Source organism: Shewanella sp. DNRA4 (genome assembly GCF_012843185.1).
Lineage (GTDB): Bacteria > Pseudomonadota > Gammaproteobacteria > Enterobacterales > Shewanellaceae > Shewanella > Shewanella xiamenensis.
Genome location: NZ_JABAIP010000014.1, coordinates 90,716 through 109,854, shown reverse-complemented (window position 1 = coordinate 109,854; position 19,139 = coordinate 90,716). Strand labels below are relative to the sequence as shown.

Below are 19,139 nucleotides of genomic sequence, written 5' to 3'. Positions count from 1 at the left end.
CAAAAAACCTTAATGATATTTGACTTAAGGATGAGGGCGGCTCGCAGTACTTCGTTGATCTTAATCAAAGCCTAAATAAGCCAATGCGCTCATTATATTAGTTATTCTTGATAAAATGCGACAGGGCGTTTGTTCGCTTAAGTGGGCAAGAGTCGCAGCTCAAGCTTAATCAAGGTGAGGTGGACAAGGCGAGATGGACACATACCAAATGCGCACACTAAAAGGGGCAGGACTGTGACCAACCAACGGTTGATCACCCTCTTAAAAATCTGTATTAGCATCGGGCTGTGCCTGATTGTGCTTGGCATTTATCTGCATAACTTTAATCAAACCGTCGAAGCCATGGGTGTTAAGGGGATTATTATCAGCGCCGTTTGCGTTGCCGTTGGGATGGCCTTATCCCTGCCGACCAAGATGTATTTAACCTTTCTACTGGTTAAACGCGAGGCGGATAAGCAAGGTAGTGCTGAGCATTAATCCTTGGCCAAACCACAGTCAATGCCGCAATAAATCCCACTGTTTTACTTGCTGCTCACTACATAAAAATCCCGCTGGTGTTTTTTTAACATAATTAACCCAAGACTAATGGTCGAAAAACACCGATAATTCCCCCAGACGATAGCGCCCAAGGGCAATGCTGTGCGGTAACGGATGCGATTACCGCGTTTGAGCATATTGAGTGGAAAAATTCTAATGGAAATCAAAGTTAATTTTCTCGACAACCTGAGACTCGAAGCCAAGTTCGACGATTTTACGGTCACGGCCGATCAGCCCATCCGTTATAAGGGCGACGGCTCGGCGCCGAGTCCCTTCGACTACTTCTTAGCTTCTTCGGCGCTGTGTGCGGCCTACTTTGTGAAGGTATATTGTAAATCCCGCGATATTCCGACGGACAATATCCGCCTGTCGCAAAACAATATTGTCGATCCAGAAGATCGCTATAACCAGATTTTCCAGATCAATGTCGAATTGCCCGACGATATTTCGGATAAAGACCGCGAAGGTATTTTGCGCTCTATCGACCGCTGCACAGTGAAGAAAGTGGTGCAGACTGGCCCAGAATTTAGAATCGAAACCGTTGAAAACCTCGATGCCGATGCCAATGCCATGTTGATGGGTCATCCCGCTGGAGAGAGCAGCACCTATATTTTGGGTAAAGACTTACCGCTGGAGCAGACCATTGCCAATATGACGGCGATGCTCGCCGATTTGGGGATGAAGATTGAGATCTCCTCATGGCGCAACATTGTGCCCAATGTGTGGTCGCTGCATATCCGCGATGCCGCATCGCCCATGTGTTTTACCAATGGTAAAGGCGCAACCAAAGAGAGCGCGCTGTGCTCGGCCCTCGGCGAGTTTATCGAGCGTTTAAACAATAACTTCTTCTATAACGATCAATTCTTTGGGGTTGAGATCGCGAGTAGCGAGTTTGTGCATTACCCGAATGAAAAATGGTTTGCTTTAGAAGAGGACGATTCGCTGCCAGCAGGCCTGTTAGATGACTATTGCCTCGAGATTTACAATCCCGATGAGGAACTGTGTGGCTCGCATCTTATCGACACTAACTCGGGCAATCGTGAACGCGGTATTTGTGCGATTCCTTATACCCGCAAATCCGATGGCGAGACAGTGTACTTTCCATCAAACCTGATTGAAAACCTGTTCTTAAGCAACGGCATGAGCGCGGGTAATAACCTGAAAGAAGCCGAAGTGCAGTGTCTCTCTGAGATCTTCGAGCGCGCGGTGAAACGCCAAATTATCGAGCAAGAAATCGTTCTGCCAGATGTGCCTATGTCGGTGTTAGAAAAATACCCAAGTATTCTTGCTGGCATTAAGGGCTTAGAAGAACAAGGCTTCCCTGTGGTGGTGAAAGACGCCTCACTAGGCGGCCAATTCCCGGTGATGTGCGTGACGCTGATGAACCCGAAAACCGGCGGGGTATTTGCCTCCTTCGGCGCCCACCCAAGTTTTGAGGTGGCATTGGAGCGCAGCCTGACCGAATTACTCCAAGGTCGCAGTTTTGAAGGCTTAAACGATGTGCCAAAACCGACCTTTAATAGCATGGCGGTGAGCGAGCCTGAAAACTTTGTCGAGCACTTTATCGACTCAACGGGGGTGATCTCCTGGCGCTTCTTTAGCAGCAAGCATGACTATGAGTTCTGCGAATGGGATTTCTCTGGCACTAATGAAGAGGAAGCGGACCGTTTATTTGGCATTTTAGAAGATCTTGGTAAAGAGGTGTATGTTGCCGAATTTACCCAGTTAGGCGCATCGGCTTGCCGTATTTTAGTCCCTGATTACTCTGAGGTTTATCCAGTAGAAGACCTGATTTGGGACAACACCAACAAGGCGCTGGATTACCGGGAAGATATTCTGAATCTGCATTCCTTAAGCACTAAGCAATTGGTTAACCTAGTAAATCGCTTAGAGGAAAGTCAGCTGGATAACTACACCGATATTCGTACCCTGATTGGTATCGTCTTCGATGAAAACACCGTCTGGGGCAAGTTGACGATTATCGAGCTTAAAATCCTGATTTATCTTGCACTTGGCGCGCATGAAGAGGCGCTGGAATTAGTCGGTGAGTTTTTGCAATTTAACGACAATACCGTGAAGCGCAATTTGTTCTACCAAGCAATGAGCGCGGTACTGGAAGTGACACTGGATGAAGACCTTGAACTCGAAGACTTTAGCCATAACTTTACTCGCATGTTTGGTGCGGAAGTGATGGAACAAGTGGTCGGCAGCGTTACTGGTAAAGTCCGTTTCAGCGGTTTAACTAAGACCAGCATGCAGCTCGAAGGGATTGAACCGCACCTAAGACTTATCGAAAGCTATAAGAAACTGCACGCCGCCCGCAAGGCCAAAGCAGCGAACTAATAGTAAATATTAAGTATTTGATATGAGTAAAAAAGCGAACCTAGGTTCGCTTTTTTAATGGCCGTTGCCACGGATATACAGCCTTAAGCACTATTGGCTATTACGCGATTCTTACCATTCCGCTTGGCTTGATAGAGCGCGGCATCGGCGCGTTTTAAGGTGTCTTCATAGGATTTATCGCTCGTCTCTATGGTGGCGACACCAATACTGACGGTGGCGAAGAGCCCTTTTACGGCGTGTTTTTGTAGTGCTTTGAAGCAGCAATCGCAGAGAAATTCTGCAAACACTATGGCTTGATCGTATTCAACGCCTGGCAGGGCGACGACAAACTCATCCCCACCAAAACGGTAGGCACTGTCGGTTTTGCGAAATTGCTGCTTGCAACTGTCGGCCACTGCCATTATGACGTTATCACCCGCATGGTGACCAAGTTGATCGTTGATCAATTTTAGATTGTCCAGATCGAGCACTAAGATCGAGGCGGGAATGCGGTGCCGACTATAGGTATCGAACAGCAGGTTTAAGTCGCGCTCTAATCGGCGACGGTTAAATAGTCCTGTGAGTTGGTCTGTATCGCTTAATTGCCGAAGCTGGACTTCAAGCTGATGGCGTTTGGAGATATTGCTGGCGACCCACAGCACCACGGGTTCATTATCGACGAGAAAATCTAATGCCTGAATGCGCCCTTCAAACCAAATAGGTTCGGTGGGGCCTTGTTCGGGTAAGCCTTTGATATCCTTGTTACTGAGCTCATATTCTTCGATGAGCAATTTACGGCTTATTAAAGCTTGTTCAATAATGCTGAGGTAATAATTGGCTTTTTCTTCGTTTAATACGTCACTGATATATAGGCCGACTAATCCACTACCATCATGGTAATAACGATCATCTTTACCGCCAAACACCGCAATATAACGGCCACTTTGGGAAAGGATAAACGCTGGATCGGGTAGGGCGTCCAGCACTAAAGCGATTTGCTCAACATTGATCATCAAATCTACTCCCTGACACATTTTATGTGTTCATTATCCTTGCTACTGCAAATGTCATTATTGGCAGTCATTTGGTTTTGAATTTAGCTTTTTTTTGTGGATATTCAAACCTTAAACTTGGGTTCAGCATTGTTAACAATATGATGAATAGTCGACTAGCTTTATCAGTTTAGGTGGTTTTTGTGGTCAAATCCTCGATCTGCAAACAATTAGGGTTAATCCCATTTAGGTGAGAGTGTAAACTTTGGCGCATTAACATTTAAAACGAGGAAATGGCATGCACACGGCAGATGATTTTATTCAGTATTTAGCGCTTGAGCAGCATGCAGAAGGCGGATATTACCGTTCGTCTTATCGCTCCGATTCGGCCTTCGATTCGAGTCGTCAGCTGTGGAGCAGTATTTATTTCTTACTGCGAACGGGTGAAGTGTCGCATTTTCATCGACTCACGGCCGATGAGATGTGGTATTTCCATGCGGGGCAATCATTGACGATTTATATGATTTCCCCCGAAGGCGAGCTGACCACGGCGCAGTTAGGACTCGATTTAGCTGCGGGCGAAAGGCCACAGTTTTTAGTGCCTAAGGGCTGTATTTTTGGTTCGGCGATGAATCAAGATGGATTCTCGCTGGTGGGCTGTATGGTATCACCTGGCTTTACCTTCGATGACTTTGAGTTGTTTAGCCAAGAAGCTTTGCTGGCGATGTATCCGCAGCATAAAGAAATCATCTACAAATTAAGTCGGCCAGAGGTAAAATAGCGCAGTAGATCATTGCGTTATCATGCAATAGGCTATTCGTTGAATGGATTCAATCGCCGCATGTCTTTTATCTAGACATGCGGCTTAGTGAGGTTAAGAGCGAATAATGTGGGTTATCTGCACCATGGCATCCCGCGCCGATTGGCTGACGCCAGCGAGTTGGAAGAAGCCGTGGATCACCCCTAAATAGCGGCGGCAATGGGCATTGACGCCCGCATCTAATAGATTACGGAACAGCTGTTCGCCCTCATCTAACAGGGGATCGAACTCGGCGGTAATAATATGAGTTTCGGGTAAACCGGCTAAATCTTGGCTGCGCAGCGGGCTGGCTTCGACATCGGTTCTGGGATGCCAGTCGAGGTACATATCAAAGCCCGTGAGCAGCGTGTCGCGGGTGATAATGTACTTGTCGCCATTGTCGATATAGCTCTGGCTTTTGGCGGTCGCATCCAACATCGGATAGATAAGCACTTGTTTTTTAGGCAACCATTCCCCCTTTGCCTTTAACCGTAGGCAAGTGACTAAGGCTAAATGGCCGCCGGCACTGTCGCCCATCAGAGTGATATTAGTGTTGTCACCGCCCCATTGCTGGCAATGTTGCTGTACGAGATTGGCCGCATTGAAGGCATCGTCATGGGCTGCGGGGTACACATGCTCTGGGGCGAGACGATAGCTGACCGCCACCACTAATGCACCGGAATCATTGGCAATTTTACGCAGTTGCTGATTATGAGTAGCGATGCCGCCGCTGACAAAACAACCGCCGTGATAGTAAATAACCACGGGTAAATTGTTATCTGCCGAGGGCTTAAATAGGGTTAACTCTATGCCCTCAAGGGATAAGGTTTTGACCTCAAACACAGCCTCCGGCTCACCTGCCAATACTGTGCTGGCGATGTAACCTTGGCGGCGTTCCTCAAGGCTTTGCTCGCGGACCGAAGGGCAACCTGCGGCGATAAACTCGCTCACTAATTGTTTAATTCCGTCTTCTAAATAGAGTTGGCTCATGTGCAGTTTCCCTGAATATATTCGGCGAGCGCTTATCGCCCTTTGTGGTCGGCAAAGTGTATCGGCTCAATATCAAAAAGGGTAGTGTATATTGGGTGATATGGTATTAATCCCTGCTATTTCAGTCGATTAAAGATTGTTAATTGAGACGTTGCTGATGTTTTTCGACTTCAATGAATTGAGCTCCACCCAATGAATACGGTTGCAGGGGCTGGTTTTAGGCTTGATGAAGGATTGAGCACAATCTAAAAATGTAAGAAAATTACCGTTCGCTAGCCTTGGCGTGCTATTGCTATTTCACTTGTCTTCCCGCGGTAAGGATCGGACGTGGCCACACCAGCTAAAACCCTGCAACAACGCATGGGCATTGTTGCCCTCACTTGGCCGATTTTTATCGAAACATTGCTGCAATCCTTACTCGGGATCAGCGATATTTTTATGCTGAGCCATTATTCCGATAATGCGGTTGCGGCGGTCGGACTCACCACCCAATTGATGTTTTTTATGATGGTGATGTCCATGATGGTGAGCACGGGCGCCAGCATTCTGATCAGCCAAAATAATGGTGCGGGGCAGACGCAGCAAGCGACCGATATTGGCGTGGCCAGCGTGGCCTTAAGTTTAAGTTTAGCCGTGGTTATGGGGGCATCGATGTTTTTCGGTGCCCACGGCATTATCGGTTTATTTGAGTTAGAGCCTAAGGTTGCGGGCTATGGTTACGATTATCTGCTGATCTGCGGCAGTTTGAGTATCGGGCTGGTAATGAACATCGCCTTTGCCGCCATCTTACGCAGCTACGGCTTTACTCGATCCGCCATGTTAGTCACCTCTAGCACGGGGTTGATGAATGTGCTCGGTAACTATATTGCCCTCTATTCTCCCTTTGGTTTGCCAGTTTATGGGGTAACTGGTGTGGCGATTTCAACTGTCACCAGCCAGATGATTGGTGCCTTGATTATGCTGGCGGTGATCCGCAGTAAGCATATTCCGCTGCCAATGCAGCGACTTAAATTATTGCCGCGCAGCACCTATTGGAGCGTGATGCGCATAGGTTTGCTTAATGCGGGCGAAATGCTGTCCTACAATGTGGCGCAGATGACCATCATCTATTTTATTAGTCAGATGGGCACGCTCTCTTTAACGGCTTATACCTATGGCTTGAATATCAGCCGCTTTATTTACTGTTTTGCGGTGGCGCTCGGGCAGGCGGCGCAAATTCAAACCGGTTACTACGTCGGTAAACAATGGTTCGATGAGATTACTGTACGGGTGCAGAAGTATTGCCTTGTGGGCTTTATTGCCTCCCTCGCCATAGTGTTAGCCTTTTATTGGCAGCGCTTTACCATTGTGGGCTGGCTGAGTGAAAACCCTGAAGTGATTCAACTTACTGCACTTCTGCTATTGGGCTCTATCGCGCTGGAAACCGGCCGAGTCTTTAATCTGGTGATTATTTCGGCATTAAAAGGCGCGGGGGATGTGGCGTTTCCGGTGCGGGTTGGCCTGTTTAGCATGTGGGGAATTGGCGTGTTATTGGCTTGGTTCTTTGGGCTGCACTTAGGTTATGGCGTGCTGGCTGCTTGGCTTGCGGTTGCAGCCGATGAATGGGTGCGAGGCTTGATTATGGTGCACCGTTGGCGCTCGGGTCGCTGGCAGCGTTTTACCCGTATTCCGCCAGCAACGCCTGTTTAATCACGTTAATAGCTTAAAGACAGCTCGGGGCTTATTGTTGGCCCCATTTACCCAATTTCAGCAGTTCATTTTTAAATTGCAGATACCTTGGATGCCCTTCATCGGTTTCGATTTCCATTGTGCTGTAAGGGGCAAAAAGCGCACCAGGAATTTGATATCCATTGGTGAGGACATCATTCAATGAGGGCATAAAACATTCTTTAATCGGGTCAAAATGGATTTTATAACTGGTATAGCCGCGCGCAACAAACCGTTCGGTGATGGTTTTGAATTGCTGTCCAAAAGGCGTGTCGAGCCTCTCCGGTGTGGAGTAATAAAAGCCTTGTCCGTACCAGTAGAGCAATAAGGCGGTACCTGCATCACAGAGTGGATGTTCGATAATCGCTCTGACCATATCGGGATCATGGTCATCCCAATTTAAGTTGCCCGCGACAAAATGCAATTCCTCCATACTTTGTAAGTCACTGATACAGGTGATTTGCGTCGCCGCTTTGCCAAAGTAAGCGCTGTATTCATGTAAAGCGTCATAATCGGGATCGGCGAGCAATTGGGCGAGTCGTTGTTGATTGGCAATACAGCCTAATTCGGCGCATTCATAGGCGCGGATAAATTGTTCTTGGGTTAATAACTTGGCCACGTGCTTCCTTAGGAATGTTGAAATAACCACACTCGCCAGCTCTGCGAGAGCTGGCGAGAAATTGGGAAAATTTTAGGCGTTAAGCTTGCTGTTGCAGCAGGGTACGACAGAGCTTAATAAAGTCGGATGAGGTGACAATCCCTAATACTTTCTTATCGTTATCCACTACAGGTAAGCAGCCGAGTTTGTTGTCGATAAAGTATTCCACCACCACGGTTAAGGGCTCATCCGCAGTTAACTGCTGGCAGTCTTTGTCCATCACAGTCGCTATGGGGGTATAGCGCTCTTTGCGATCCAATGCGCCTTGGCCGTATTTATTCAACATAGACAATACGCTGGCGATCATCTTTTTATGGGTAAGAATACCGACTAATGTGCCGTCGGTTTCGGATATCACAGGTAAATGGCGCACGCCGCGGGTTTGCATTAAGTGGTGGGCATCTTTAAGGCTCGCACCATCGCTGATGCAGATGACCTCTGTGCTCATAATATCGCTGACTTTCATCCTATAAATTCCTTTTTTAACAATGCTCTGGTTTGACTCAGCATGAGCCAAAATCTGAGCGATTTGCCACTGATCCGATGTTAGCAGCTTAATCATAGCTTGTGCCAGTGCTGTACAAATAAAGTACGCTATTCAGTATAAGGCTATGAATTAAAAGAAATCATAAAAGGCTGACAAAGATGTCACAAATGTGTAACAGTGATGTCTCACAATCGGGGCCTCATTAGACCTCATACCAGTGAACCCTCATCTTAGAAAGGAATAATAATAATGAAACGAACCGTGACTCGTCGTGATTTTTTAGCAATATCAGCCAAAGGTATTGGTGCCGCAGTGATTTCCTACGGCCTAATGGGGTGTAGTGACAGTGATGATGATAACTCTGTGCCCGCGCAGTTTTTACATGGTGTCGCCAGCGGTGACCCAGCGCAAGACGCGGTGATCCTCTGGACCCGTGTGACGCCTGATTCTGCAGGGGATGTTAAAGTGAGCTGGCAAGTCGCCAGCGACGCGGCATTCTCACAATTAGTGACCACTGGGGAGATGGTCACTAATGCTAACCGTGATTACACGGTCAAAATCGATGCCCGCGGTTTACGTGCGGGACAAACCTATTTTTACCGCTTTATGACGGGCGGAAAAACCTCCGAGGTGGGCAAGACCCGCACTTTACCCGAGGGCGAAGTGAGTTCGGTAAAACTCGCCGTTATGTCCTGCGCTAACTTTCCTGCTGGTTATTTTAACGTGTATGAACTGGCTGCGGCGCAGGATGACCTCGATGCTGTGGTGCATCTGGGTGACTATATCTATGAATATGCCCGTGGTGGCTATGCCAGCGAACATGCGGCAGAGCTTGGCCGTGAAGTGTTACCCGCCAACGAACTGCTGACGCTTAGCGATTACCGTACTCGTTATGGCCAGTATCGTTCAGATACTAGCCTGCAAAAATTGCACGCGAAAGTGCCATTTATTACGGTATGGGATGACCACGAAGTGGCAAACGATACCTGGCGTGATGGCGCCGAGAACCACAACGAAGGCGAAGGGGATTTTGCGGTGCGTAAAGAAGCCGCGCTACAGGCCTACTTCGAGTGGCTGCCAATCCGTCCATGGCGCGAGGGTAACCATGAGGAGATCTACCGCAGCTTCAGTTACGGTAACTTAGTCGACTTACATATGCTGGACACGCGCGTTTTGGCCCGGGATAAGCAGCTCGACTACGCCGATTATATGGATGCCAGCACGGGCGCCTTCGATGGGGAGCGTTTCCTTGCCGATGTGACATCGACCACGCGCACCATGCTAGGCTTAACCCAATTACTCTGGCTGCAGGGTACTTTATTGCAAGCCACGGGCACTTGGCAGGTGTTAGGCCAACAGATCCTGATGGGCAAGATGTCCCTGCCTGCGGCGATCGCTACCCAGCAAATGAGCATTCCGCAATATGCCATGCTTGGGGCGCTGGCGAAGTTAGCCGCTCGCGCGGCAGCAAATGATCCAACCCTAACGGCAGCGGAATTACAGTACTTACAGGCCAATCAAGCCTTGTTAACGCCAGAAGTGATTGCCCTGCTGCAACTGCCATCTATTCCCTATAACTTGGATGCATGGGATGGTTATGCCTATGAAAGGGAAGTGATTTTAGGCACGGCTAAATCGAAAAATCATAACCTAGTGGTGATTGCGGGTGACACCCATAACGCCTGGGCGAATGAGTTAAAAGACGTTAACGGTGATAGTGTGGGGGTGGAGTTTGCCACAAGCTCAGTGTCATCACCTGGACTGGAATACTACTTAAATCTGCCAGCGGAACAGATCCCCGCGACCGAGGCGGCGATCGTCGAGTTGGTGCCAGATCTTAAATACACCAACCTTAAAGATCGCGGCTTTATGACCTTAACCTTCACTAAAGAAGCGGTGCGTAGCGACTGGCATTATGTCAGCACGATTCTGGCGAAGGAATTTGAAGAGTCGATCAGCCGCAGCTATAGCGCCATGACTAAGGTCGGTGAACACGTTATCAACCCTGTGAGCTAACTTAAGCGCCACACTTAAGCTCCATGCTTTGCTTTGAGCCTGTGCTCGTTCCTTGTTGGCCACCTTTGGGTGGCCTTTTTTGTACGCTTTTTGTTAGTTCCGTCCTAAAAATGCAAAATAAACGGCCGTTCACCTGCAACTTATGACTATAACTGCAGCACGGCGGTTTTTTTTGGTATAAAATTCGCTCCCAAAATTCGGCGGCTGCCTACACTTGCTAGGACTCTTATGAAGAGAATGCTGTTCTCGTGTTTTGGACGCCGAACAGACCTTACTAGGTAAAAGCGCTCGCTTTAACACCTAAAATCAATAATTAAGATGGGGATCGGTGTCATGTCAGAAAAATATTTCGTTACCGCACAGCAACTGCTCGAAGATTCATTTCTATTAGCTTCACAGGTTTATGAGAGTGGATTCCGTCCGCAGTTTATCGTGGGTATTTGGCGTGGCGGTGCTCCAATTGGGATCGCGGTACAAGAGTTTTTCGACTTTAAGAAGGTTGAAACCGACCATATCGCCGTACGTACCTCGTCTTACTACGGTATTGGTACCGACAAGCAAAGCAAAGAAATCAAAGTGCATGGTCTGCATTACATTGTTGAAAATGCGAATGCTAGCGATAGCTTACTGATTGTGGACGATGTGTTTGACTCTGGCCGTAGCATCCACGCGCTGAAGGAAAAGTTAAGCCAACTGATGCGTTTAAACATGCCGCAGGATATTCGTATCGCTTGCCCTTATTACAAGCCAAAGAATACCGCTGTGCCTTTAAAGCCTGATTACTATATCCATGCCTCTGAAGACTGGTTAGTGTTCCCACACGAAGTGACGGGCTTAACGCCGGAAGAAATTGCCGAAGGTAAGGGCGATTTAAAAAATATTCAGCATCTTTTTAAGTAAAAAGAATCTGTTAAAAAAGCGTTAGCAGTTTTGGCTAACGCTTTTTTGTTTCTCGGTTTTGAAATAGAGCCTATTTATTCGGCCTATAAATCCATGCAGTTGGCATAGTAAGTCACAGTCGCCGGCCAGTCCGAAAACACGCCAATCACGCCCACATCTTTGGCTAGCACATCGAGCAGCTCGTAGGTATCACCTTCATTATCAATGGCATCGGTGATGCTTTGATAATACCAACCACCGCCATCTTTCAATAATCCTGAGCGTTCCAAGGTCCAAGTGATAATCTTCAGTCCCGCTGTTTTCGCGGCTTTGGCATATTCCGATGGAATGATTTTTTTATCCGCATCTAAAGCGACTAAAACCCAGAGTGGCGGCGCGATAATTTCGACGCCTTGGGCCTTTAAATCGGCCATTGAGGGTGACCAAGTCGCTGAATTTTGCGGATCGAAGGCGTTGTTATAATCGTACCTGTCATCGAGAAATACTGCCTGTTTAGCAAATTCAGGCGCGTTGGCGACCCAATATTTAATGTCATCCAAAATAAAGGATTGAGGAAAGACCTGTGAGGCATCGACACCTGCTGCGGTATATTCATCGAGCATCTTCTGGGCGTACTCTTGCTGAGTAAAACCATCGAAGGGCATAGCTACGCTCGCGGCTTTTAGCTCGGGCGTCATTTTTACACCAGCATTTTTGAACATCTCAATGCTTTCGGCGTGGGTCATTAGGGTGCCATTGCCTGCATATAAATCCGTGCGCCACTTAGGCGTACCATTCATAAACTCCTCGACAGTGGTGGCCTTGGGATTCTCGCCCTCCATCTTACCCTTTAAGGTTTTAAACTCGGCAAGGGTGATATCACTGGTACAGCAGGTTGCTGTGGCGGCAATGCCATTGGCCGGATCGGCGGGCGTAAAAGGCACAGAGCATTTATTGGCAAGTTCGGGAATGGCCAAAATATTGGTCGTGCTGGCGAGATCGCACTGAGAGTGGCGGCAGACTAAGGCTTTATCGGCGGTAAAGGTCACATCACACTCGACGATACCCGCGCCGGAATCAATAGCCGCTTGGTAGGATTCTTTGGTGTGTTCAGGAAACAGCATCGCCGCGCCGCGATGACCGATGGAAAAATCACTACGGTAGAAATGATCGGTTTCGCACTGGGCTAAGCGGGTCTTTAAGCTGCTGTCCTGCATTTGACGCACTAAAAACAGCGGCCGCTCACCCACTTGGGCTGCAACCATTTGAATGGTGGGTGCTGTGGTCTCGTTATCTTTAGTATCACTGTTGCAGCCAGCAAGCAGAGCTGTTGTGGTAAATAGCATGTAGCGTGTTAATGGAGAGGTTTTCATCATCTTTCCTACATTGAGTTTTTGTAAATGGATTCACCTCACACTCTAAAATGGCTAGATGACTAAATATGTTCAGTTTTATGATCAAAACAAGAAAAGTTACCGTTTGCCCGCCGCTTTTACGCTAGCTTGATACTGAGCTTAGGACTAAGATTAGGACGAAAAATCATCTAGCATGTCGCGTTACTTTTGGGACTATTACGGCTATTTGAAAGTGCTAAGCATGAAAATTTTCTCGTAAGCGATCTTTCTTTGCCGAAATCAAGTAAACTGCGCTCCTTTTGTTTTATGATGGCGTTTGTATCGCTTGATAAGACAAACGTGGCAAGCATCATTTAGGAAATAGAGCAGAATGAGCAAGGGTAAAAAATACGATTTTCGCGTCACTCAAGCTGAAAATGGTTGGAAGACGGAAATCACCCGTCGTATGACGTCGACTAAGACGGTTGTGTCGAAAAGCCATGATGGTTTTGCGACTGAGGCCGAGGCACAAGCTTGGGGTCAAGCCGAGCTGCAAGTGTTTTTAGGCACACTGGTTGAGCGTAATAAGCGTCGCTCAGAGAAACAAGCTAAGGCTAAATTAGCGGCTGCATTAGCAGCGGAAGCGGCAACTGACGCCGATGATTTTGATGATGAAGACGAGTTCGGCGAAGAATAAATCGCAGAAGAAATCTCGGAACAAAAGTCTCGAAGGCAAGCTGGCTTGTGAGCCAATCTGCATTCAACAAAAAGCGGACCCAAGGTCCGCTTTTTGTTATGCCATCTTAAGGTATTCCCCTAAGTAGCTGTTAGGCAATGGGATTAGCCTTGAATTTTAAAGCTACCTTGCATAATCGCCCAGTGACCAGGGAAGCTGCAAAAGAATTGGTAAGCTTCAGTTGGGCTCATACCCGCAGTACTAAATTTTATCGAAGTAGATTCACCGCCACCCACTAACGCAGTGTGAGCAATAACACGGGTATCACCGGCTTTAACATAAGCTGCATCGGCACCAGCACTCATTCCATCGGTCGCAACGGCAGACATATCTGCGGCTTTAGTTAATACCCAGTTGTGGCCCATAGCGGCTTTGGGCAGGGTGCCAGTGTGCGTTAGGGTCAGTGTGACTTCTTTACAGGTAGCAGGAACAGATAGCTCTTTAGTGTCAAATTGCATTGCGTCAGTCGCAGCAATCTTGAGTTCACATTCGTTAGCACTCGCTTGGCTGGCGACGAATAATCCTAGACCGAGTAGGCTTGCGCTAGTCATGTTACGGAAAGTGGTGCTTCTCGCTTTCATCTGGTACTTCCTTATTCTGAACAAGGTGGATCGAGCCGTTTGACTCGAGTATGCGCTGCTCAGCATAGGTTGAATTCATTAAATGGGAATGAATTCGGTATGTAAATTATGTATATACAACTTTTGGTTGAAAGAGATTGAGTGCGACAATTTGCCGCACTCATCAGGCATTAACGCGGCACTTCGTTGCGGTAGGGAATGGCGCGTTGTGCTCCTTCACGGGTCACTGTGATCGCGGATGCGGCATTGGCAAAGCCGACGGCGGCGGCAATCGACATACCTTCACTTAAGCCGACAACCAGTGCACCGTTGAAGGTATCACCGGCGGCGACTGTATCTATGGCTCGTACTTCAAGTGCCGGAATTAGCCCGGTAAAGCCAGCGCTACTGATAAATGCGCCTTTGCTGCCTAAGGTGATCACTACCGTCGCAATCCCTTGTTGATGTAGCCATTGGGCGGCGAGTTTGGCATCTTCCTCATGCTTGACCTCTATACCCGTTAAGGCTTCAGCCTCAGTTTCATTGGGAGTAATAATGTCGACCCATTTGAGGTAGTCCAGCTCCTGAGTGGCCGCTGGCGCAGGATTAAGCACAGTGGTGATACCAAGACGTTTGGCTATTTGCAGCGCATTACTCACCGTCTCAGTGGGGGTTTCGAGTTGGAGCAGTAGGTATTGCGCATTGGCAAACAGGGCGTAATGTTTTTCTAACTCGGCAGGGCTGAGGTGGGCATTAGCCCCAGCGGCAATCCCAATCGTGTTTTCGCCATTTTCAGCGATAAAAATCATCGCTGTACCTGTACTCATATTGGCAACTTGAGTGATGCCATCAGCTTGTATACCGTCCTTGAGCCAACTATTGCGCATTTCATTACCGATACCGTCTTGGCCTACATGGCAAATAAAATCCACGCGAGAATCGGGCAGACACAGGCGAGCGCAAGCGACGGCCTGATTTGCGCCCTTGCCACCATGTTCTAGCCGATAACTTCGGCTTTTTAGGGTTTGTCCGGGAGCGGGCAAATACTCAAAATTCATGACATGATCGGCGTTGGCACTGCCGATAACAAGAATATGGCTCATGGAAGGTTCACCTTAGTGTCATCTGCGGTTGAGATACGTTGGAGTGTAGGCCGCTAAGCTGTCAACTAACAAGTCAACAAAGCCTTGTCTGTCGAGTCCAAACAGTACTGTGGCATTCGCAGGTTTAGCCGTAAGCTGATAGCGGTCGACTACCGTCATCCCCAGCGTTAATTCGCTCTGGGTTTCAATCTCTACTCGACAGTCTTGGGCATCAAACAGTTCAGGTTTGAGTAGCCAAGCAATAGTGCAGGGATCGTGCAGCGGCGCACCCACAAATCCCCATTTTGGATCCCTATGATAAATCATAAAGAAATCCAGTAACTCGGCGACACATTTAGCCACAGGGTTGGGAATCGCACGAATACGTTCGATATCTTCATCCATGATCTGTGCTTGATGTGTTACATCGAGGCCGCACATGGTAATGGGAATGCCGGATTTAAACACGATATCGGCGGCTTCTGGGTCGACAAAAATATTAAACTCGGCGGCAGGTGTCCAATTGCCGACACCCGCTGCACCACCCATCAATACAATGCGTTCGATCTTGGCGTGTAACTCGGCGTGGCTTGCAAGTAATAGCGCGATATTGGTAAGTGGCCCTGTGGGAACCAATGTCACGGGCTTATCACTTTGACGCAGCTGCTGCGCCATCAACTCAACGGCATTGATGCTTTGTGGCATAAAGCTGGGTTCTGGTAATACTGGGCCGTCAAGTCCGGTTTCGCCGTGGACATTATCGGCAATGATTAACTCACGGCTTAAGGGTTTAACCGCACCGCCCGCGACCGGAATATCACTGCGATTTAATAAGGTTAAGATCCGCAGGGCGTTATTAAGCGTTTTATCGGGGGTTTGGTTACCCGCGCTGGTGGTGACGGCGAGTGGAACGAGCTCTGGATGGGCGAGGGCTAAAATGAGCGCAATGGCGTCATCATGGCCAGGATCGCAATCCAGAATAATAGGACGAGTCATACTGTTACTCCTTTAAACAGCTCAATGGAGGCTTAGAATAGCACGCTAAAGCTTGAAGACAGTGAGTCTCATAGTGTCTTTACAATAAACTGTGAGCATTTTCTGATTTCTCTTCATAAGCTGCTACAATAGCGCCCGCTTTAGGCACAATAAAGATAGATATTCAATGCCTTAAATATCATGGAATGATAAGGACGTTCTGGCGTGTTGGTGAATCCTAGTCAATTAACCTCGAGTACCTCCACTCGTTTTTTGGGGTGGTTAGAAATACTCTTAATCTGTATCCCTCTGCTGCTTTTTAGTTTTGCCGCCTTATTTCTGTGGGAAGGCGTGCAAAAGTGGTCGTTGGCCAATCAACTTGAAGAACGTGGTGCTGTCGCCATTGGCCGAGTGATTGACACTGAGTATCGGAGTGAACGAGGTTCGAACGGCATCTCTCGCCAAAGATTGGTGTGTTTGGTGGAGTATCACACCGCCGAGGGCGAGGAAATTCGTCAGTGGGATCTCGATGGTGTGGATTGCCGTGCAACTTATCAATTAGTCTCGCCGCAGGATGATACGCTGGGGGCATTAGTGCCCAACTATGCGCAAAGTGCTGTGAGCTACTTGCCTGATGCACCAACACGGGCGAGCGCCAATCTTGAATTAACCCGCGATCGCGCCAAACTGGACGTTGGCTTTGGCGTCGCAGGCTTATTATTTGGCTTGTTTGTCGGTTATTTCTGTTTGAACTTATTTAGAATTCGTTGGGCCGAGTGTCGTTATGTGCCAATGCTCAAGCGTTTAGGACAGCAGCAGGATTACGCTGGGATTATCAATCTGCTTGAAACCTACAGGTGCCACCCCGCCGCGAATATTCTGGTATGGGAAGCAGCCGAGCATATCGGCCATTGCAGTGAGTTATACCCACGTTTTGTTGCCTTATTTGCCCAAATGCAATCTGTGCCAAGCAAAAAACAGTTAGAACCGATAGATGAAACCATTGTGATGATTAGCTTTTATCGCTTGAGTTCCTTAGGGTTTCACGACTTGGCGCTCGCTATGTTGGCCCGTAGCAATCAAGCTTTGTCGGCAAGAACCTTGGCAACCTTTGTACTGATAACTCGCACTTATCAGCTCCCTTTGGCACTGACATTATCGGCAGAAAAGCTCAAGGCATTGGAGGCACTTTGTTATGCCAAAGAGCTCAGTTTTGGCTTGGAGGATGAAAAACAATGCTGTGTCGACCTTGCTACCCGCATCGAATATTTACTTTGGTTAGTTAAATGGGTACTCGATAATACCCATAGTGCGGTGGAGCAAACGGTTAGCCCTGTGCAAGCGCGGATCTTAGCGGCGTTTGGCCAGACAATGGCGCTGCAAACACTCAGCCTCGATAGCGCACAGGTGATTGATAAACATACACAAGCACTATTATCTCGGTTAGATACGAGTCATGGTTTTCAGTGCGCATTGAGGCCGATAATGGAGTCATTATCGGATAACGTAGCGCAACATATTCAACAACTCACGTTTTCAGCAACGACAAGGAAATAAGTTATGCAGTCTTATTCAATTCCTCGCCCTTTGGCATTGGTAGCAGCCTTAATCGCCCTACAATTAACGGCTTGTAGTCAGCCGAAACCCGTAACCGTATTCGAAAATGATAAAGAAGCCTTATTGCAGTTTGATAACGGCAAACTGCTCCAATTTAAGGAAAATCCGAGTCCACAGTACCGCCATATTCCCTGTGATTTACCCGCTGTCGAGACTGTGGTCACCAATAGTTCGGCCTTTGCGGCGTTAACACAATCCGGTGAGGTGATCACTTGGGGTGATAGCTATGCTGGTGGTGATAGCCGCGAGGTGACTGAGCAGCTAAAGCAAGTTAAGCAAATCGTCTCGATTAAAGATGGGTTTGCCGCGTTACGTCAAGATGGCACTGTGGTGTTCTGGGGCAATGTGGGGAAATATCGCCTCGACAAAGCCCTACAAAACCGCATGACTAATATTACTAAATTATTCGCCAACCAAGAGGCCATTGCCGCGCTAGATGCCACAGGCAAGGTACACACTTGGGGTTATGGCCCTTACGGTGGCAATAGCTTGCATGTGCAGGATCAATTAGTTGATGTCATTGATATCTTTGCTAAGGGACGCAGTTTTGTCGCCCTCAAAAAACAGGGTAGTGCAGTGATTTGGGGCCAGGTTGAAGAGTCGACCAATATGAAAAAGTTGCTCCCTCAGCTTACGGATGTGGCGAAGATCGAATATTTTCAACACACCTATGCCGCCTTGAAAAAGGACGGCTCAGTAGTGAGTTGGGGCTGGCGCAGTGATACTTATCCTATCCGCAGTGCCTTAAAAGACGTGGCGAGTATGACGGCAAACAATTGCGCATTTGCGGTGTTAAGTCCTACGGGGGATGCGCATTTTTGGGGCGATGGCATTAACTGTGGCGTTGATTGGATTAAAAAAAACGACATTACAGGCGTGAAGGAGATTATCAGTATCGGCTCAGGGTTTTTATTACTGCGGGATAAGGCCGTGCCGCAAGTTGTGGCCGACGACACTGACTACGCGTATATGTTTGGGTTTCACTATGCCCAAGAGATTCTTGATAAATATTGGCAGGAAGGCAGTGTTATTACGCAAGGACCATCCTCCTTTGTGTTTACGCGTCCCGATGGCAAAGTGGTGCCCGTTGGATATCGCGCCAACCGTGATAATGTGGAAAAGTTAATGGCACGTATTCCGCGCCTCACGTGGTTAGATGGCGCAAATGACGGTTATGTTGGCATTAGCGACAAGGGGGAGCTGGTCTCTTGGTCGATGAATTTGCCCATGTTCGACAAGTCGCCTGTGCAACCTGCTGACTCGTTAGTGATTAAGCCGCTGGATTTAAGCCCAGTTGCCCAATGCGAAACCCCTGAGCAGCGTCAGGCGATTTTGAGTAAAGACAGACCCCAACCTGCGGCAAAAAACTGGGATGGCGTTTTCTAACTCATCTGAGCTTTCTCGCCAATCTGAGATTAATGGACTTTCATCCGTATAGACGTCTATAA

General features: G+C 48.0%; 17 protein-coding genes. 9 read left to right on the top strand and 8 right to left on the bottom strand.

The annotated features are described in order from the left end of the window. The first annotated feature begins 234 nt into the window (after positions 1-234). Together HG547_RS15995 and HG547_RS15990 are read left to right on the top strand one after the other, a co-directional pair. The gene (locus tag HG547_RS15995; protein WP_169548373.1) at positions 235-477 is read left to right on the top strand and encodes a hypothetical protein; all 243 of its coding nucleotides are present in this window, start codon (positions 235-237) and stop codon (positions 475-477) included. A 216-nt stretch (positions 478-693) separates the two neighbouring features. Beyond that, entirely contained in the window at positions 694-2,880 is a 2,187-nt protein-coding gene (locus HG547_RS15990; RefSeq protein WP_169548372.1) for an OsmC domain/YcaO domain-containing protein, read from the top strand. Positions 2,881-2,963: 83 nt separating this feature from the next. Here the strand turns inward: HG547_RS15990 and HG547_RS15985 are convergent, their stop codons facing one another. Beyond that, positions 2,964-3,872, bottom strand: a complete 909-nt coding sequence (locus HG547_RS15985; RefSeq protein ID WP_169548411.1) for a GGDEF domain-containing protein — start codon at positions 3,870-3,872, stop codon at positions 2,964-2,966. A 277-nt stretch (positions 3,873-4,149) separates the two neighbouring features. Between HG547_RS15985 and HG547_RS15980 the strand changes: the two genes are divergently transcribed. Further along, positions 4,150-4,632, top strand: a complete 483-nt coding sequence (locus tag HG547_RS15980) for a cupin domain-containing protein (RefSeq protein WP_169548371.1) — start codon at positions 4,150-4,152, stop codon at positions 4,630-4,632. A 93-nt stretch (positions 4,633-4,725) separates the two neighbouring features. On the opposite strand, the gene HG547_RS15975 is transcribed toward HG547_RS15980, so the two are convergent. Beyond that, positions 4,726-5,640, bottom strand: coding sequence for an alpha/beta hydrolase (locus HG547_RS15975; RefSeq protein WP_133179776.1), 915 nt, complete (start codon positions 5,638-5,640; stop codon positions 4,726-4,728). Between the two features lie 327 nt (positions 5,641-5,967). Here HG547_RS15975 and HG547_RS15970 point away from each other — a divergent pair, with 327 nt between their 5' ends. Further along, the gene (locus HG547_RS15970; protein ID WP_169548370.1) at positions 5,968-7,329 is read left to right on the top strand and encodes an MATE family efflux transporter; all 1,362 of its coding nucleotides are present in this window, start codon (positions 5,968-5,970) and stop codon (positions 7,327-7,329) included. 31 nt (positions 7,330-7,360) lie between these two features. Here the strand turns inward: HG547_RS15970 and HG547_RS15965 are convergent, their stop codons facing one another. Together HG547_RS15965 and HG547_RS15960 are read right to left on the bottom strand one after the other, a co-directional pair. Further along, positions 7,361-7,966, bottom strand: a complete 606-nt coding sequence (locus tag HG547_RS15965; protein ID WP_169548369.1) for a DUF4274 domain-containing protein — start codon at positions 7,964-7,966, stop codon at positions 7,361-7,363. Positions 7,967-8,045: 79 nt separating this feature from the next. Then, a complete protein-coding gene (locus HG547_RS15960) occupies positions 8,046-8,471 on the bottom strand; it encodes a CBS domain-containing protein (protein ID WP_037414382.1) in 426 nt (141 codons plus the stop codon). A 270-nt stretch (positions 8,472-8,741) separates the two neighbouring features. Between HG547_RS15960 and HG547_RS15955 the strand changes: the two genes are divergently transcribed. Beyond that, positions 8,742-10,508, top strand: coding sequence for an alkaline phosphatase D family protein (locus HG547_RS15955; RefSeq protein ID WP_169548368.1), 1,767 nt, complete (start codon positions 8,742-8,744; stop codon positions 10,506-10,508). A 333-nt stretch (positions 10,509-10,841) separates the two neighbouring features. Beyond that, positions 10,842-11,408, top strand: a complete 567-nt coding sequence (locus HG547_RS15950) for a phosphoribosyltransferase family protein (RefSeq protein WP_011624046.1) — start codon at positions 10,842-10,844, stop codon at positions 11,406-11,408. Between the two features lie 83 nt (positions 11,409-11,491). Here the strand turns inward: HG547_RS15950 and HG547_RS15945 are convergent, their stop codons facing one another. Continuing rightward, positions 11,492-12,760 carry a glycerophosphodiester phosphodiesterase family protein gene (locus tag HG547_RS15945; protein WP_169548410.1) on the bottom strand — a complete coding sequence of 423 codons (1,269 nt, stop codon included), beginning with the start codon at positions 12,758-12,760 and terminating at the stop codon, positions 11,492-11,494. 352 nt (positions 12,761-13,112) lie between these two features. On the opposite strand from HG547_RS15945, the gene HG547_RS15940 reads away from it, so the two are divergent. Further along, on the top strand, positions 13,113-13,418 hold the full coding sequence (locus tag HG547_RS15940; protein WP_037414426.1) for a DUF3622 domain-containing protein: 306 nt from the start codon (positions 13,113-13,115) through the stop codon (positions 13,416-13,418). A gap of 143 nt (positions 13,419-13,561) precedes the next feature. On the opposite strand, the gene azu is transcribed toward HG547_RS15940, so the two are convergent. From azu to rihA, 3 genes are all read right to left on the bottom strand, one after another. After that, positions 13,562-14,038, bottom strand: coding sequence for an azurin (azu, locus tag HG547_RS15935; RefSeq protein ID WP_037414424.1), 477 nt, complete (start codon positions 14,036-14,038; stop codon positions 13,562-13,564). Between the two features lie 170 nt (positions 14,039-14,208). Further along, complete coding sequence (rbsK, locus tag HG547_RS15930) at positions 14,209-15,120, bottom strand: ribokinase (RefSeq protein ID WP_144345403.1); 912 nt, start codon at positions 15,118-15,120, stop codon at positions 14,209-14,211. Positions 15,121-15,138: 18 nt separating this feature from the next. Continuing rightward, positions 15,139-16,095, bottom strand: coding sequence for a pyrimidine-specific ribonucleoside hydrolase RihA (rihA, locus tag HG547_RS15925; protein WP_169548367.1), 957 nt, complete (start codon positions 16,093-16,095; stop codon positions 15,139-15,141). Between the two features lie 204 nt (positions 16,096-16,299). On the opposite strand from rihA, the gene HG547_RS15920 reads away from it, so the two are divergent. Both HG547_RS15920 and HG547_RS15915 read left to right on the top strand, forming a co-directional pair. Continuing rightward, complete coding sequence (locus tag HG547_RS15920) at positions 16,300-17,631, top strand: DUF3592 domain-containing protein (RefSeq protein ID WP_169548366.1); 1,332 nt, start codon at positions 16,300-16,302, stop codon at positions 17,629-17,631. Between the two features lie 3 nt (positions 17,632-17,634). Continuing rightward, positions 17,635-19,077, top strand: a complete 1,443-nt coding sequence (locus HG547_RS15915) for a hypothetical protein (protein ID WP_169548365.1) — start codon at positions 17,635-17,637, stop codon at positions 19,075-19,077. Positions 19,078-19,139: the final 62 nt, after the last annotated feature.

What these genes read in the sequence shown, in the direction of transcription:
- HG547_RS15990 (WP_169548372.1), top strand. Translation starts at nt 694, where the DNA reads ATGGAAATCAAAGTTAATTTTCTCGACAACCTGAGACTCGAAGCCAAG.
- HG547_RS15985 (WP_169548411.1), bottom strand. Translation starts at nt 3,872, where the DNA reads ATGATCAATGTTGAGCAAATCGCTTTAGTGCTGGACGCCCTACCCGAT.
- HG547_RS15980 (WP_169548371.1), top strand. Translation starts at nt 4,150, where the DNA reads ATGCACACGGCAGATGATTTTATTCAGTATTTAGCGCTTGAGCAGCAT.
- HG547_RS15975 (WP_133179776.1), bottom strand. Translation starts at nt 5,640, where the DNA reads ATGAGCCAACTCTATTTAGAAGACGGAATTAAACAATTAGTGAGCGAG.
- HG547_RS15960 (WP_037414382.1), bottom strand. Translation starts at nt 8,471, where the DNA reads ATGAAAGTCAGCGATATTATGAGCACAGAGGTCATCTGCATCAGCGAT.
- HG547_RS15955 (WP_169548368.1), top strand. Translation starts at nt 8,742, where the DNA reads ATGAAACGAACCGTGACTCGTCGTGATTTTTTAGCAATATCAGCCAAA.
- HG547_RS15950 (WP_011624046.1), top strand. Translation starts at nt 10,842, where the DNA reads ATGTCAGAAAAATATTTCGTTACCGCACAGCAACTGCTCGAAGATTCA.
- HG547_RS15945 (WP_169548410.1), bottom strand. Translation starts at nt 12,760, where the DNA reads ATGAAAACCTCTCCATTAACACGCTACATGCTATTTACCACAACAGCT.
- HG547_RS15940 (WP_037414426.1), top strand. Translation starts at nt 13,113, where the DNA reads ATGAGCAAGGGTAAAAAATACGATTTTCGCGTCACTCAAGCTGAAAAT.
- azu (WP_037414424.1), bottom strand. Translation starts at nt 14,038, where the DNA reads ATGAAAGCGAGAAGCACCACTTTCCGTAACATGACTAGCGCAAGCCTA.
- rbsK (WP_144345403.1), bottom strand. Translation starts at nt 15,120, where the DNA reads ATGAGCCATATTCTTGTTATCGGCAGTGCCAACGCCGATCATGTCATG.
- rihA (WP_169548367.1), bottom strand. Translation starts at nt 16,095, where the DNA reads ATGACTCGTCCTATTATTCTGGATTGCGATCCTGGCCATGATGACGCC.
- HG547_RS15915 (WP_169548365.1), top strand. Translation starts at nt 17,635, where the DNA reads ATGCAGTCTTATTCAATTCCTCGCCCTTTGGCATTGGTAGCAGCCTTA.